The organism is uncultured Shewanella sp. (assembly GCF_947495455.1).
Classification (GTDB): Bacteria; Pseudomonadota; Gammaproteobacteria; order Enterobacterales; family Shewanellaceae; genus Shewanella.
The window spans coordinates 1-16140 of the sequence record NZ_CANLZC010000120.1 but is presented as its reverse complement, the minus strand read 5'-3'; the positions used below and the strand labels follow the sequence as shown (position 1 = coordinate 16140).

The 16140-nt window shown below is 44.5% G+C and carries 13 protein-coding genes; all 13 read left to right on the top strand.

From position 1 onward, the window contains the following. The coding region (locus tag Q0791_RS21655) for a hypothetical protein (RefSeq protein ID WP_299003488.1) at window positions 1-87 on the top strand (87 nt) is incomplete at its 5' end. A gap of 297 nt (window positions 88-384) precedes the next feature. After that, entirely contained in the window at window positions 385-756 is a 372-nt protein-coding gene (gene secE / locus Q0791_RS21650; RefSeq protein ID WP_299011139.1) for a preprotein translocase subunit SecE, read from the top strand. 9 nt (window positions 757-765) lie between these two features. After that, entirely contained in the window at window positions 766-1308 is a 543-nt protein-coding gene (gene nusG / locus Q0791_RS21645; protein ID WP_299011137.1) for a transcription termination/antitermination protein NusG, read from the top strand. A gap of 139 nt (window positions 1309-1447) precedes the next feature. Further along, on the top strand, window positions 1448-1876 hold the full coding sequence (gene rplK, locus Q0791_RS21640; RefSeq protein ID WP_299011134.1) for a 50S ribosomal protein L11: 429 nt from the start codon (window positions 1448-1450) through the stop codon (window positions 1874-1876). A 4-nt stretch (window positions 1877-1880) separates the two neighbouring features. Continuing rightward, window positions 1881-2582 carry a 50S ribosomal protein L1 gene (rplA, locus tag Q0791_RS21635; RefSeq protein WP_299011132.1) on the top strand — a complete coding sequence of 234 codons (702 nt, stop codon included), beginning with the start codon at window positions 1881-1883 and terminating at the stop codon, window positions 2580-2582. 266 nt (window positions 2583-2848) lie between these two features. Then, entirely contained in the window at window positions 2849-3349 is a 501-nt protein-coding gene (gene rplJ, locus Q0791_RS21630) for a 50S ribosomal protein L10 (RefSeq protein ID WP_299011131.1), read from the top strand. A 53-nt stretch (window positions 3350-3402) separates the two neighbouring features. After that, window positions 3403-3768 (top strand): 50S ribosomal protein L7/L12, encoded by a 366-nt coding sequence (gene rplL, locus Q0791_RS21625; protein WP_299011130.1) that lies wholly within the window; start codon window positions 3403-3405, stop codon window positions 3766-3768. A gap of 248 nt (window positions 3769-4016) precedes the next feature. Continuing rightward, window positions 4017-8048 (top strand): DNA-directed RNA polymerase subunit beta, encoded by a 4032-nt coding sequence (rpoB, locus tag Q0791_RS21620; protein WP_299011129.1) that lies wholly within the window; start codon window positions 4017-4019, stop codon window positions 8046-8048. 88 nt (window positions 8049-8136) lie between these two features. Next, window positions 8137-12351 (top strand): DNA-directed RNA polymerase subunit beta', encoded by a 4215-nt coding sequence (rpoC, locus tag Q0791_RS21615; protein WP_299011127.1) that lies wholly within the window; start codon window positions 8137-8139, stop codon window positions 12349-12351. 186 nt (window positions 12352-12537) lie between these two features. After that, window positions 12538-12912: a 30S ribosomal protein S12 gene (gene rpsL / locus Q0791_RS21610; protein ID WP_012327264.1), complete on the top strand. Its 375-nt coding sequence runs from the start codon at window positions 12538-12540 to the stop codon at window positions 12910-12912. A gap of 79 nt (window positions 12913-12991) precedes the next feature. Next, a complete protein-coding gene (rpsG, locus tag Q0791_RS21605) occupies window positions 12992-13462 on the top strand; it encodes a 30S ribosomal protein S7 (protein WP_299011125.1) in 471 nt (156 codons plus the stop codon). Between the two features lie 73 nt (window positions 13463-13535). Beyond that, complete coding sequence (gene fusA, locus Q0791_RS21600; protein WP_299011124.1) at window positions 13536-15632, top strand: elongation factor G; 2097 nt, start codon at window positions 13536-13538, stop codon at window positions 15630-15632. 83 nt (window positions 15633-15715) lie between these two features. Further along, the coding region (locus Q0791_RS21595) for a GTP-binding protein (protein WP_299011123.1) at window positions 15716-16140 on the top strand (425 nt) is incomplete at its 3' end.

The following is a 16140-nucleotide window of genomic DNA, read 5'->3' as shown; positions in this document are numbered from 1 at the left end:
ATCGCGATGGACGAAGGTTTACGCTTCGCTATCCGTGAAGGTGGTCGTACAGTAGGTGCGGGTGTTGTAGCTAAGATCGTTGCTTAATCGTGACTCATCTTACTGAACAAAAAAGGCAGCTTAGGCTGCCTTTTTTGTTCGTATAGATAATATTAGGTAATATGACGTAGAATTGTGCCAATTTGATTTGTATTCTTGCCAAAGTAGTGGAATAAGAATACAATCTATGGCCGATTTTAGACCCTCTGAATTTATACTATCTCTGTATAGTGGAATGTCAGTTCGGATTTTATGGGCTGACTGAGAAATTTCACTGAGTAAAGTCTTAAATTTTTTGTCAGCAGGACTTTATTTATAGTTCATAGTGAGTAACGGAATTAACCGATGACAACAAATACTGAAAGCCAGAGTAACTCTCTGGATATTCTTAAGTGGGGCATAGTCATAGTGCTATTGGCCGCCGCTATTGTAGGCAATCAAATGTTTGATCAAGTAAGTGTAGTCGTGCGCGCGCTAGGCGTTATTGTTGCATTTGCCGTTGCAGGTTTTATTGCGCTACAAACAGTGAAAGGTAAACAGGCTCTTGCGTTTGCGCGTGAATCGCAAATCGAAGTCCGTAAAGTTATTTGGCCTACGCGTCAAGAAGCACTCAACACGACGTTTATCGTGTTAGCTGCAACAGGTATTTTGGCGTTGATCCTTTGGGGGTTGGACGCAGTATTACTGAAAATTGTTAATTTTATTACAGGCGTATAGGCATCTCGAATGACTGAAGCTAAAAAAAGATGGTATGTAGTTCAAGCATTCTCTGGTTATGAAAGCAGAGTATGTAAATCGTTGAATGAGTATATCAAAATGCATAACATGGAACACTACTTCGGTGAGGTCTTGGTACCGACTGAAGAAGTGGTGGAAATGCGTGCGGGTCAGCGTCGCAAGAGTGAGCGTAAGTTTTTCCCAGGCTATGTATTAGTCCAAATGGTGATGAACGATGAAAGCTGGCATTTAGTGAAAAGTATTCCCCGTGTGATGGGCTTTATTGGTGGAACCTCTGATAGGCCGGCGCCTATCTCTGATAGAGAAGCCGATGCTATTTTGCAGCGCCTTCAAGAAACAACGGAATCTCCAACACATCGCATCATGTTTGAAGCGGGTGAGATTGTTCGTGTGATTGACGGACCTTTCGCTGATTTTAACGGTACCGTTGAAGAAGTCGATTACGAGAAGAGTCGTGTGAAAGTATCGGTCATGATTTTTGGTCGTTCTACTCCGGTTGAACTTGATTTCTCACAAATCGAAAAAAGCTAATTTAATAAACTGATTAAATTAAGCGCAAAAGTATTTGGAAACGGAGGCGAATTTATATATAATTCGCCTCCATTATTTTCGGGGGAGCTTATCGGCGTTGGGCTGATGGCGTTTGAACCCAAACTTGAGGAAATGTCTCATGGCAAAGAAAGTTGATGGTTACATCAAATTGCAAGTTGCAGCAGGCGCTGCGAATCCGTCGCCACCAGTTGGTCCAGCTTTGGGTCAAAAAGGTGTCAACATCATGGAATTCTGTAAAGCATTCAATGCGCGTACTGAAAAGTTCGACAAAGGCATGCCTATTCCTGTTGTGATCACTGTTTATACTGATCGCTCTTTCACTTTTGAAACTAAGACGCCTCCAGCTTCTTTCTTGTTGTTAAAAGCAGCAGGTCTGAAGTCAGGTTCTGGTCGTCCTAACACTGAAAAAGTGGGTACTATTAAGCGCAACGCTGTTCAGGAAATTGCTGAAATGAAAGCGGCTGATATGACTGGTGCTGATATTGAAGCGATGACTCGCTCAATTGAAGGTACTGCGCGTTCAATGGGTTTGGTAGTAGAGGATTAATATAATGGCAAAGCTAACTAAACGCGCGCGTCTTATTCGCGAAAAAGTCGAATCGACTAAAAGCTATGATATCAATGAAGCGGTTGCATTGCTAAAAGAATTAGCCACTGCAAAATTCGTTGAAAGTGTTGATGTTGCGGTTAACCTAGGTGTTGACCCACGTAAATCTGATCAAAACGTTCGTGGTGCAACTGTGTTGCCACACGGTACAGGTCGCGATGTACGTGTTGCTGTATTTACTCAAGGTGCTAACGCTGAAGCGGCAACTGCTGCTGGCGCAGAGCTAGTGGGTATGGACGAGCTTGCTGCACAAGTTAAAGCGGGTGAAATTGACTTTGACGTTGTGATTGCATCTCCAGATGCAATGCGCGTTGTGGGTCAATTAGGCCAAATCTTAGGCCCACGTGGCTTGATGCCTAACCCTAAAACAGGCACTGTAACACCAAATGTTGCAGACGCTGTTAAGAACGCAAAAGCGGGTCAAATTCGTTACCGTAATGATAAGAACGGTATCATCCACACTACTATCGGTAAAGTGGATTTTGAGCCAGCTCAACTTAAGGAAAACTTAGAAGCCCTACTTGGTGCATTGAAAAAAGCCAAGCCAGCGGTTGCTAAAGGTGTATACCTTAAGAAAGTTAGCATCTCTACGACTATGGGCGCCGGTGTTACCGTTGACCAAAGTACGTTAGCTGACGTTAAGTAAATTTACAAACTGTGCGAATTAGTCTATAATGCGCGCACTTTGTCGGGTTGAGGTCAATTAAGTGGCGTTTAGCGCTCACTTTGACCTCCGTCCAAGACCGTAGGTGTTAGCTGTAAAGTGTAACTTAATTTCCTACGTAGACGGTGTCGGACCCCAGATAGATTTTTCTCTTCTGGATATTCGCGCCGTAAGTCATTCGCTGTCATTTGATAGCGAATATGGTAATTACTAGGGGTTTCCCTAGATAGAATCCAGGAGTAAAGCCAATGGCATTAAGACTCGAAGACAAAAAGGCGATTGTTGCTGAAGTCAACGAAGTTGCCAAAGGTGCTTTATCTGCAGTTGTTGCCGATTCACGTGGTGTAACTGTGGGTGCTATGACCGGTTTACGTAAAGCCGCTCGTGAGAACGGAGTATTCGTTAAAGTTGTACGTAATACTTTGGCTCGTCGTGCGCTTGAAGGTACAGAATTTGAGTGCCTAAACGAAACGTTCTCAGGTCCTACTTTACTTGCTTTCTCTAACGAGCACCCAGGTGCCGCAGCACGTCTTTTAAAAGACTTTGCTAAAGAGCAAGAGCTATTTGAAGTAAAAGCAGCAGCCTTTGAAGGGGAATTCATCCCTGCAACGAATATTGATCGTTTAGCGAAACTACCAACTTACGAAGAAGCACTAGCTCAGTTAATGATGACTCTAAAAGAAGCATCTGCTGGCAAGTTTGTACGTACTTTGGCCGCCCTTCGCGATCAAAAAGAAGAAGCAGCATAATTTTATTAGCCGCTTAATTGAATTGAATTCAGAACATTTAGGAATTTTTTGTTATGTCTATCACTAAAGACCAAATCTTAGAAGCTTTTGCAGAAATGTCTGTAATGGAAGTTGTTGAACTAATCGAAGCAATGGAAGAGAAGTTCGGCGTATCTGCAGCTGCAGCTGTTGTTTCTGGTGGTGGCGAAGCCGCTGCTGCTGAAGAGCAAACAGAATTCGACGTGATCCTTACTTCACACGGCGACAACAAAGTTGCAGTCATTAAAGCACTTCGTGGTGCGACAGGTCTTGGCCTGAAAGAAGCTAAAGGTATGGCTGAATCAGCTCCAGTAGCTGTTAAAGAAGCTATCACTAAAGAAGAAGCTGAAGCGCTTAAGACTGATCTAGAAGCAGCTGGTGCTGCAGTAGAGATTAAGTAAGTTATAATATAACTTGCTAAGCCCGACTCAATCGGGTGAAGGCTGGCGGTTTTTTGAACTGTCGGCCTTTTTTGCGCTGTAGGTGCAGGCGATTTTTATTCACCGTTTATCGCCAGATGTTGCAGTTCCTAGCAGAGATTACTGGTTAGGTTCTTGCTTTCAACGGTGATGGGCAAACGTTGCTACATTATCATTGTACAGACAATATTAATGTAGTCTTGGTCACATTCCGCAATCAGAGGAAACCCATGGTTTACTCCTATTCTGAAAAGAAGCGTATTCGCAAAGACTTCGGTAAGAGTCCAAAAGTACTGGACATCCCTTATCTTTTGTCAATTCAGTTGGACTCATTTAAAAAGTTCACCGATCAAGATCCTACAGGGGAGCGCGGTTTTGAAGCGGCTTTCCGTAGCGTTTTTCCCATCAAAAGCTTCTCTGGTAATTCAGAGCTGCAATATGTCAGCTATAAGCTAGGCGAGCCTGTTTTTGATGTGAAAGAATGTCAAATCCGTGGTATCACGTACTCTGCACCACTACGTGTTAAATTGCGTATGGTATTGTATGACCGTGAAGCCGCACCAGGTACAGTTAAAGATATTAAAGAACAAGAAGTCTATATGGGGGATATCCCTCTTATGACTGACAACGGTACCTTTGTGATTAACGGTACTGAGCGTGTTATTGTCTCTCAGCTACATCGTAGCCCAGGGGTATTCTTTGACCATGATCGTGGTAAGACACATTCATCAGGTAAGGTACTGTATAACGCACGTATTATTCCTTACCGTGGCTCATGGTTAGATTTTGAATTTGATCCAAAAGATGCTTTATTTGTTCGTATTGACCGTCGTCGTAAGTTGGCTGCGTCAATCATTTTGCGCGCATTGGATTATTCGACTCAAGATATTCTTGATATCTTCTTCACTCGTGTTAATTTCAAAGTTAAAAGAGATACACTAGTGATGGATCTTGTCGCCGAGCGTTTGCGCGGTGAAACGGCAAGTTATGATATTAAAGATGCTGAAGGAACTGTTTTAGTTGAGAAAGGACGTCGGGTTACGGCGCGCCATATTCGTCAATTAGAAAAAACAAATACCACAGAACTTGAAGTCCCTGTTGAATATATTGTTGGTAAGATTGCAGGTCAGGATTATATTGATCCCGATACGGGTGAAGTCCTTGTTTCAGCCAATGCTGAAATTGGTCTAGAAGATCTTGCTAAGCTTTCGTTAGCGGGTATTAAAGAAGTGAGCACCTTGTATATCAATGAACTTGATAACGGTGCTTACATGTCTGATACGCTGCGTATCGATTCAACCACTAACCGTTTAGAGGCCTTGGTTGAAATCTATCGCATGATGCGTCCAGGCGAGCCACCAACTAAAGAGGCAGCAGAAGCCTTATTTAATAACCTTTTCTTCAGTGAAGAGCGTTATGATTTATCTAAAGTCGGTCGTATGAAGTTCAACCGTCGTCTAGGCATTGAAGACGATGAAGGTGAAGGTATTCTAAGTAAAGAAGATATCGTTGCCGTGATGAAAAACATCATCAAGATCCGTAATGGTAATGATGAAGTTGATGATATCGACCACTTAGGTAACCGTCGTATTCGTAGTGTTGGTGAAATGGCTGAAAACCAGTTCCGTGTGGGTCTTGTTCGTGTAGAACGTGCCGTACGTGAGCGTTTAAGTCTTGGTGATCTTAATGAGCTTATGCCTCAGGATTTGATCAACGCTAAACCGATTTCTGCTGCAGTGAAAGAATTCTTTGGTTCTTCGCAACTGTCTCAGTTTATGGATCAAAACAACCCGCTATCAGAAGTGACGCATAAACGTCGTATTTCTGCATTAGGTCCAGGTGGTTTGACTCGTGAGCGTGCAGGTTTTGAGGTTCGAGATGTCCATCCGACTCACTATGGTCGTTTATGTCCAATCGAAACCCCTGAAGGTCCAAACATTGGTTTGATTAACTCGCTTGCGAGTTTTGCCCGCACTAACTCTTATGGCTTCCTTGAAACCCCTTATCGTAAAGTAGTTGATGGTGTGATCACTGATGAAGTGGATTACTTATCGGCAATTGAAGAAGGGCGTTATGTTATTGCACAGGCGAACATTGAGCTTGATGCTAATGGTCGTATGTTAGAAGAGCAAATCGCGTGTCGTCATAAAGGTGAAGCAACCTTTATGCGTGCAGCCGATGTGCAATATATGGATGTTTCTCCACAGCAAATTATTTCTGTGGCGGCGTCACTTATTCCATTCCTTGAACACGATGATGCTAACCGTGCCTTGATGGGCGCGAACATGCAACGTCAAGCTGTACCTACATTAAAAGCGGATAAGCCGTTAGTGGGTACCGGTATTGAGCGTACATTAGCGGTCGATTCAGGTGTGGTGGTTGCGGCCAAGCGTGGTGGTTTTGTTGAGTATGTTGATGCCAGCCGTATTGTTGTTAAAGTTAACGAAGCTGAGCTGACCCCAGGTGAAGCCGGTATCGATATCTACAACTTGACCAAATATACCCGCTCGAACCAAAACACTTGTATCAACCAACGTCCATGTTGTAGCGTCGGTGAACCTGTGGTTCGTGGTGATGTATTAGCTGATGGTCCTTCAACGGATTTAGGTGATTTAGCGCTGGGTCAAAACATGCGTATCGCCTTCATGCCTTGGAACGGCTATAACTTCGAGGATTCGATTCTCATTTCTGAGCGCGTCGCGCAAGAAGATCGTTTCACCACTATCCACATTCAAGAGCTTTCTTGTGTGGCCCGTGATACCAAATTAGGTAGCGAAGAAATTACCGCTGATATTCCAAATGTTGGTGAGTCTGCTCTGTCTAAATTAGACGAGTCAGGTATCGTATACATTGGTGCAGAAGTGAAAGGTGGTGACATTCTTGTTGGTAAAGTGACACCAAAAGGTGAAACGCAACTGACACCAGAAGAAAAGCTGCTACGTGCTATTTTCGGTGAAAAAGCCTCTGACGTTAAAGACAGTTCATTACGCGTTCCTAACTCAGTGAAAGGAACTATCATTGACGTACAGGTATTTACCCGTGACGGCGTTGAGAAAGATAAGCGTGCTGTTGAAATCGAAGAGATGCATATCGCCCAAGCGAGAAAAGATCTCACCGAAGAGTTCCAAATTTTGGAAGAAGGCGTTTATGGCCGCGCGCGTAAACTGCTTGCCAGCACAGGTTTAAGCGACGTTCAAATTGCAACGATTCCACGTTCACAGTTATTGCTACAAAGCATAGATGATGAAGCGAAGCAAACTGAACTTGAGCAATTAAGCGAGCAACATGCAGAGCTTAAAGCCGATTTCGACAAGAAGTTTGAAATTAAGCGTCGTAAGATCACTCAAGGTGATGATTTAGCGCCTGGCGTCTTAAAAACTGTTAAGGTTTACTTAGCCGTTAAACGTACGATTCAGCCTGGTGATAAGATGGCGGGTCGTCACGGTAACAAGGGTGTGATCTCTAAGATTTGTCCTGTTGAAGACATGCCTTACGATGAAAATGGCGATCCAGTTGATATCGTGTTGAACCCGCTAGGTGTACCATCACGGATGAACATAGGTCAGGTACTTGAAGTGCATCTTGGTGCTGCAGCAAAAGGCATAGGTAATCGCATTACCAGTATGCTTGAAGAGCAGCGCGAGTTGGCCGAACTGCGTAATTACATCAAAGAAGTCTATGAGTTAGGTGATGATGTACTGCAACGTGTTGACATCGACTCTTTCACTGATGATGAAGTGATCCGTCTTGCTAAGAACCTAAAAGGCGGTATTCCAGTTGCTACGCCAGCGTTTGATGGCGCGAAAGAAAAAGAGATCAAGCAAATGCTGACTCTTGCTGGATTACCTGAGTCTGGTCAACGTAAATTGTTTGATGGCCGTACTGGTAATGAATTTGAGCGTGCCGTGACTGTCGGTTACATGTATATGCTGAAACTTAACCATTTGGTTGATGATAAGATGCATGCTCGTTCAACAGGTTCTTACAGTCTGGTGACTCAGCAACCACTCGGCGGTAAAGCGCAGTTTGGTGGTCAGCGTTTCGGTGAGATGGAAGTATGGGCACTAGAAGCATACGGTGCCGCTTACACGCTTCAAGAAATGCTAACGGTCAAATCAGATGATGTGAATGGTCGTACACAGATGTATAAGAACATCGTTGACGGTAATCATCAGATGAGCCCAGGTATGCCAGAGTCCTTCAATGTATTGTTGAAGGAGATCCGCTCACTCGGTATTAATATCGAGTTGGATCAAGAGTAAAACTGGATTAACCCTCTAGTTTGGCAACAAAAAACGGTGCGTCACAGCTAAAGTGGCGCACCCGGTTTAACTCCTTCAGGAGAGAAACGTGAAAGACTTATTAAAGTTTCTGAAACAGCAAAGCAAGACTGAAGAATTCGAAGGGATCAAAATTGGCCTAGCGTCGCCAGATCTGATCCGCTCTTGGTCATTTGGTGAAGTTAAGAAGCCAGAAACCATTAACTACCGTACGTTCAAGCCTGAGCGTGAAGGTTTATTCTGTGCAAGGATCTTTGGTCCTGTTAAAGATTACGAATGCTTATGTGGTAAATATAAGCGTCTTAAGCACCGTGGTGTGATCTGTGAAAAGTGTGGTGTTGAAGTTACCCAGACTAAAGTACGTCGTGAGCGTATGGGTCACATTGATCTTGCAAGCCCCGTTGCTCATATCTGGTTCTTGAAGTCATTACCGTCTCGTATCGGTTTAATGCTAGATATGACATTACGTGACATTGAGCGCGTATTGTATTTTGAATCATTCGTCGTTATCGAGCCTGGCATGACCAGCCTTGAGCGTGGCCAAATGCTAACAGAAGAAAACTATCTGGATGCATTGGAAGAGTACGGTGATGAGTTTGAAGCTAAAATGGGTGCAGAAGCCGTTTTAGAATTACTACGTGGTATCGATCTTGAAAAAGAAATCGAGATGATGCGTGAAGAGTTACCGTCAATTAACTCAGAAACACGTCGTAAGAAGATGACCAAACGCTTGAAACTGATCGAAGCGTTTTTCCAATCGGGCAATAAGCCTGAGTGGATGATCCTAAAAGTATTACCGGTTCTGCCGCCTGATCTTCGTCCATTAGTGCCACTTGATGGTGGTCGTTTTGCGACGTCTGATCTGAACGATTTGTATCGCCGCGTGATCAACCGTAATAACCGTTTGAAGCGTCTACTTGACCTTGCCGCGCCAGATATCATAGTACGTAACGAAAAGCGTATGTTACAAGAGTCTGTCGATGCATTGCTTGATAACGGACGTCGTGGTCGTGCTATTACGGGTTCTAACAAGCGTCCGCTTAAATCTTTGGCCGATATGATCAAAGGTAAGCAAGGTCGTTTCCGTCAGAACCTGCTGGGTAAACGTGTTGATTACTCTGGCCGTTCTGTAATTACTGTGGGCCCAACTTTGCGTTTACATCAATGTGGTCTTCCTAAGAAGATGGCATTGGAACTGTTCAAACCTTTCATCTACGGCAAGCTTGAAGGCCGTGGTTTAGCGACCACAATTAAAGCTGCTAAGAAAATGGTTGAGCGTGAAGTGCCTGAAGTTTGGGATGTTTTGGATGATGTGATCCGTGAACATCCAGTGATGCTCAACCGTGCACCGACATTGCACAGATTGGGTATTCAAGCGTTTGAGCCTGTATTGATTGAAGGTAAAGCGATTCAGCTGCATCCTTTGGTTTGTGCGGCCTATAACGCTGACTTCGATGGTGACCAAATGGCGGTTCACGTGCCGTTAACGCTGGAAGCTCAGCTAGAAGCACGTTCATTGATGATGTCAACCAACAACATTCTTTCACCTGCAAACGGTGAGCCGGTGATCACACCGTCTCAAGATGTTGTATTGGGTCTTTACTATACCAGCCGTGAGTGTATTAACGGTAAAGGTGAAGGCATGGCGTTTGAATCTGTTGCGGAAGCTGAGAAGGCTTATCGTACAGGTGCAGCAGAGTTACATGCTCGCGTTAAAGTCCGTATTACTGAAACGTCGACCAATGAATTAGGTGAAAAAGTGAAAACACGCCGTATTGTGGATACCACAGTGGGCCGTGCTTTATTATCACAAATTCTGCCTAAAGGCTTGTCTTATGATCTGGTTAACCAGAACATGGGTAAGAAGCAGATCTCTAAATTATTGAATACCTGTTACCGTCAATTGGGTCTTAAAGATACTGTTATCTTTGCAGACCAATTGATGTACACAGGTTTCCACTTTGCGACCATCTCGGGTGCTTCTGTGGGTATTGATGACATGGTCATCCCTGAAGAGAAGTACACGCTGGTATCGGATGCAGAAGCTGAAGTTATCGAAATTCAAGAGCAGTTCCAGTCTGGTTTGGTGACTGCAGGTGAACGATATAACAAAGTTATTGATATCTGGGCCAGTGCCAACGAGAAAGTCTCTAAAGCGATGATGAAAAACCTATCGACTGAGACAGTGATCAATCGCGACGGTGTGGAAGAAGAGCAAGAATCTTTCAATAGCATTTACATGATGGCTGATTCGGGTGCGCGTGGTAGTGCTGCTCAGATCCGTCAGTTAGCAGGTATGCGTGGTTTGATGGCTAAACCCGATGGTTCTATCATTGAAACGCCAATTGTGGCGAACTTCCGTGAAGGCCTAAACGTATCTCAGTACTTCATCTCAACTCACGGTGCCCGTAAAGGTTTGGCCGATACGGCACTGAAAACGGCTAACTCGGGTTATTTGACTCGTCGTCTTGTGGATGTTGCACAAGATCTTGTGGTGATTGAAGATGATTGTGGTACACACGAAGGTCTAACAATGAAACCGCTGATTGAAGGTGGGGATGTTGTTGAGCCATTACGCGAACGCGTATTGGGCCGTGTGGTAGCAAAAGATGTGTGTTATCCAGGTACTGAAAATGTACTTGCACCTCGTAATACATTACTCGATGAAACTTGGTGTGATCTGCTTGAAGAACATTCCATCGATGAAGTTCAAGTCCGTTCAGTGATCAGTTGTGATACAGACTTCGGTGTGTGTGCGGCGTGTTATGGTCGTGACTTGGCACGTGGTCATTTGATTAACCAAGGTGAAGCCATTGGTGTTGTTGCTGCGCAATCGATTGGTGAGCCAGGTACACAGCTTACGATGCGTACTTTCCACATTGGTGGTGCGGCGTCAAGAGCATCGGCAGCCAACAGTGTTCAGGTCAAAAATGCCGGTACACTGAAACTACACAATGCTAAGTATGTCACTAACAGTGAAGGTAAACTGGTTATTGTTTCTCGTTCATCTGAGCTTGCAATTATTGATGATCTTGGCCGCGAGAAAGAGCGCTACAAAGTGCCTTACGGTACTGTACTAGAAGCGCAGGAAGATGCGCATCTTGAAGCTGGCAGCGTGATTGCTAACTGGGATCCTCATACTCACCCGATTATTACTGAAGTGGCGGGTATCACTAAGTTTGTCGATATGATTGAAGGCGTGACTATGACACGTCAAACTGATGAACTGACGGGTCTGTCTTCAATTGTGGTACTTGATGTTGCACAACGTCCGACTGCGGGTAAAGAAATGCGCCCGATGATCCGTTTGCTTGCAAATGATGGTAGCGATCTTATGATCCCAGGTACGGATGTACCCGCACAATACTTCTTACCAGGCAACGCGATTGTTAACTTAGATGATAATGGTCTGATTAACGTTGGTGATGCATTAGCACGTATTCCACAAGAGTCTTCAAAAACGCGTGATATTACCGGTGGTCTTCCACGGGTTGCTGACTTGTTTGAAGCGCGTAAGCCAAAAGAGCCTGCGATTCTTGCGGAAATTTCGGGTACTATTTCATTCGGTAAAGAAACCAAAGGTAAGCGTCGCCTGATCATTACCCCTTCAGATGGCAGCAAGCCTTATGAAGAGATGATCCCGAAATGGCGTAACTTGAACGTGTTCGAAGGTGAAAAAGTCGAACGTGGTGAGGTTATTGCCGATGGTGCAGAAGCGGCGCACGATATTCTACGTTTACGTGGTATCCATAATGTGGCTAACTATATCGTTAACGAAGTACAAGATGTTTACCGCCTACAAGGGGTGAAAATCAACGATAAGCACATTGAGGTGATTATTCGCCAAATGTTGCGTAAGTGTGAGATAACCGATGCGGGTGATAGCCAATTCTTAGCGGGTGAACAAGCTGAAGTGTCTCGTGTGAAAATCGCTAACCGTGAATTAGAAGCACAAGGCAAGCAACCAGCGCGTTTTGAACGTGAATTATTAGGTATCACGAAAGCTTCACTTGCAACGGAATCCTTCATTTCAGCAGCTTCTTTCCAAGAGACCACACGCGTACTGACCGAAGCGGCAGTAGGTGGTAAGAGTGATAAACTTCGTGGTTTGAAAGAGAACGTGATCGTAGGTCGTTTGATCCCTGCAGGTACGGGTTACTCATATCATCAGAAACGTCAACAAGCGCAACCTGATGGTCAGCTTGATGAAACGCCGGTGATCAGTGCCAGTGAAGCAGAGCAAAATCTTGCTGATCTTCTTAACCTTGCGGGTAGCTCGGATTAAGACTGAAAAAGGCTAAAAAACACCAAAAGGCGCCTTGTGCGCCTTTTTTTTAAACTATTTTCACTTAAAAGTTGTCTATTTCTTGACAGCAGGCCATTACCTTTCTAAAATTTCGCGTCCCACACCTGTGGGCTATAGATTTTTCACACCTTACTGTTGAATCTTTCAACTGATTCGGAGCTATACATGGCAACTGTAAACCAGTTGGTCCGCAAGCCTCGCGCCCCAAAAGTCGATAAGACTAATGTGCCAGCGTTGAATGCGTGTCCACAAAAACGTGGTGTTTGTACTCGCGTATACACTACTACACCAAAAAAACCTAACTCAGCACTACGTAAAGTAGCGCGTGTGCGTCTAACTAACGGTTTCGAAGTGACTTCGTACATCGGCGGTGAAGGCCACAACTTACAAGAACACAGCGTAATTCTGATCCGTGGTGGTCGTGTTAAAGATTTACCTGGTGTTCGTTATCACACAGTTCGTGGAGCACTCGATTGCGCAGGCGTAAGTGAACGTCGCCAAGGTCGTTCTAAGTACGGTGCTAAGCGTCCTAAGTCTTAACGTTTTCCGTTAAGTAAGGCCAAGCTAGATAATTTGAGATTCCAGTTTTGGGGTCCCTGAAGCATACGGAGAAATTGTTATGCCAAGACGTCGCGTTGTAGGACAACGTAAAATCCTACCAGATCCAAAATTTAATAGTGAGTTGTTGGCTAAGTTCATCAACGTCATTATGCAGGACGGCAAAAAGTCGACTGCTGAAAAAATCATTTATAAGGCACTTGATGTTGTTGCTGAGAAAAAAGGCGAAGAGCATTTAGTGATCCTTGAAGCAGCCCTGGAAAATGTCCGTCCATCTGTCGAGGTTAAGTCTCGTCGTGTGGGTGGTTCTACTTACCAGGTACCATGTGAAGTACGCCCAGTTCGTCGTAATGCATTGGGAATGCGTTGGTTAGTTGAAGCTGCTCGTAAGCGTGGTGAAAAATCTATGGCTTTACGTCTAGCAGGTGAAATGCTAGACGCTTCAGAAAACAAAGGCACTGCTGTTAAGAAGCGCGAAGACGTGCATCGTATGGCAGAAGCAAACAAAGCGTTTGCTCATTACCGCTGGTAATATTCTGGCGTGGATTTTTCCACGCCATACTTACACTGCTATCACTCAGGTTTTAGCTAAGAGGGTATAAATCGTGGCTCGTACAACTCCAATTGAGCGTTACCGTAATATCGGCATTTGCGCTCATGTTGACGCTGGTAAAACTACCACCACTGAACGTGTTCTATTCTACACCGGAATGTCTCATAAGATCGGTGAAGTTCATGATGGCGCAGCCACTATGGATTGGATGGAGCAAGAGCAGGAGCGTGGAATTACCATCACCTCAGCTGCAACGACTACTTTCTGGCGCGGAATGGATGCCCAGTTTACTGAGCACCGTATTAACATCATTGATACTCCTGGTCACGTTGACTTCACCATTGAAGTTGAGCGGTCTTTAAGAGTCCTTGATGGCGCTGTCGTTGTATTTTGTGGCTCTTCTGGTGTTGAGCCTCAATCAGAGACAGTATGGCGTCAAGCAGATAAATATCATGTTCCTCGTATCGTATTCGTCAATAAGATGGATCGAGCTGGAGCCGATTTTAATGCTGTCGTTGAGCAAATCCGTAACCGTTTGGGCGCGACCTGTGTACCGATTCAATTGAATATTGGTGCAGAGGAAAATTTCAAGGGCGTTGTTGATTTAATTAAAATGAAGGCCATTAACTGGTCTGAAGCCGATCAGGGCACGTCTTTCACTTATGAGGCTATTCCTGCTGATTTGACCGAGCAAGCCGCAGAAATGCGTGAATACTTGGTTGAAGCCGCGGCTGAAGCATCAGAAGAACTGATGGATAAATACCTTGAAGAAGGTGATTTGTCTGAAGATGAGATTAAATCAGCATTACGTCAGCGTACCTTAAACAATGAGATCGTATTAGCCACTTGTGGTTCTGCTTTTAAGAACAAAGGGGTACAAGCCGTTCTCGATGCTGTTGTTGAATACCTTCCTTCTCCTACTGAGGTGCCTGCTATTGCGGGGATCAATGAGAAAGAAGAGGAAGTTCATCGTCCTGCGGATGATGACGCACCTTTTTCAGCATTAGCGTTTAAGATTGCAACCGATCCATTCGTTGGCACATTAAGCTTTATTCGCGTCTATTCAGGCGTGTTAGAAAGTGGTGCAGGCGTTTATAACTCGGTTAAGCAAAAACGCGAGCGAGTGGGCCGTATGGTGCAAATGCACGCCAATGATCGTCAAGAGATTAAGGAAGTTCGCGCCGGTGATATCGCCGCGGCTATTGGTCTTAAGGACGTGACAACGGGCGATACTTTGTGCGATATGGATCACAAAGTAATTTTAGAGCGCATGGAATTTCCTGAGCCTGTGATTACAATCGCTGTTGAGCCTAGAACAAAAGCCGACCAAGAGAAAATGGGTATTGCGTTGCAAAAATTAGCAGCGGAAGACCCGTCGTTCCGTGTTGAAACTGACGAAGAGTCAGGGCAGGTGCTGATCTCTGGTATGGGTGAACTACACTTAGACATTATCGTTGACCGTATGCGTCGCGAATTTAATGTTGAGTGTAATGTAGGTAAGCCTCAAGTTGCATACCGTGAAACTATCCGATCGAGTGTGGAAGTTGAAGGTAAGTTCGTACGTCAATCTGGTGGCCGTGGACAATTCGGTCATGTTTGGTTGAAGCTTGAACCTCAAGAAGAAGGTGCAGGCTACGAATTTGTGAACGAAATCGTCGGGGGTGTGGTTCCTAAAGAATACATTCCTGCGGTAGATAAAGGCATTCAAGAACAGATGAAAAACGGTGTTGTTGCCGGCTTCCCTGTGTTGGATGTAAAAGTGACTTTATTTGATGGTTCATATCATGATGTGGACTCAAATGAAATGGCGTTTAAAGTGGCAGGTTCCATCGGGTTTAAAAAAGGCTGCGAAGATGCAAGCCCTGTTTTGCTCGAGCCTTGCATGAAAGTGGAAGTCACAACACCTGAAGATTACATGGGTGATGTGGTTGGCGACTTGAATAGACGTCGTGGTTTGATTGAAGGTATGGATGACGGCATTGCCGGCGTTAAACTTGTTCAAGCCGTAGTACCTTTATCTGAAATGTTTGGTTATGCGACCGATTTACGCTCTGCGACTCAGGGTCGTGCTTCTTACTCTATGGAGTTTTTGAAGTATTCTGAGGCGCCGCAAAATATCGCGAAGGCAATTACAGAGTCTCGCATGTAAATCTGCGAAAAATGTGATTGTTATAAATTAATTGCTATTATCTCGACTTAGAGTCGAGTTTTCTGAAAAGAAAGGAATATATCGTGGCTAAAGAAAAATTTGAACGTAGTAAACCCCATGTAAACGTAGGTACAATTGGTCACGTTGACCATGGTAAAACTACATTAACTGCTGCTATCTCTGCTGTATTGACTAAAACTTACGGTGGTGAAGTTAAAGATTTCGCACAAATCGATAACGCTCCAGAAGAGCGTGAGCGCGGTATTACGATTAATACTTCTCACATCGAATATGACACTCCAACTCGTCACTATGCGCACGTAGACTGCCCAGGTCACGCGGATTATGTTAAAAACATGATCACTGGTGCTGCTCAAATGGACGGTGCAATTCTAGTTGTTGCGTCTACTGATGGTCCAATGCCACAAACACGTGAGCACATCCTACTTTCTCGCCAAGTTGGTGTACCTTTCATCATCGTATTCATGAACAAATGTGACATGGTTGA

Coding starts and splice junctions, on each gene's coding strand:
- secE (WP_299011139.1), top strand. CDS start 385: ATGACAACAAATACTGAAAGCCAGAGTAACTCTCTGGATATTCTTAAG.
- nusG (WP_299011137.1), top strand. CDS start 766: ATGACTGAAGCTAAAAAAAGATGGTATGTAGTTCAAGCATTCTCTGGT.
- rplK (WP_299011134.1), top strand. CDS start 1,448: ATGGCAAAGAAAGTTGATGGTTACATCAAATTGCAAGTTGCAGCAGGC.
- rplA (WP_299011132.1), top strand. CDS start 1,881: ATGGCAAAGCTAACTAAACGCGCGCGTCTTATTCGCGAAAAAGTCGAA.
- rplJ (WP_299011131.1), top strand. CDS start 2,849: ATGGCATTAAGACTCGAAGACAAAAAGGCGATTGTTGCTGAAGTCAAC.
- rplL (WP_299011130.1), top strand. CDS start 3,403: ATGTCTATCACTAAAGACCAAATCTTAGAAGCTTTTGCAGAAATGTCT.
- rpoB (WP_299011129.1), top strand. CDS start 4,017: ATGGTTTACTCCTATTCTGAAAAGAAGCGTATTCGCAAAGACTTCGGT.
- rpsL (WP_012327264.1), top strand. CDS start 12,538: ATGGCAACTGTAAACCAGTTGGTCCGCAAGCCTCGCGCCCCAAAAGTC.
- rpsG (WP_299011125.1), top strand. CDS start 12,992: ATGCCAAGACGTCGCGTTGTAGGACAACGTAAAATCCTACCAGATCCA.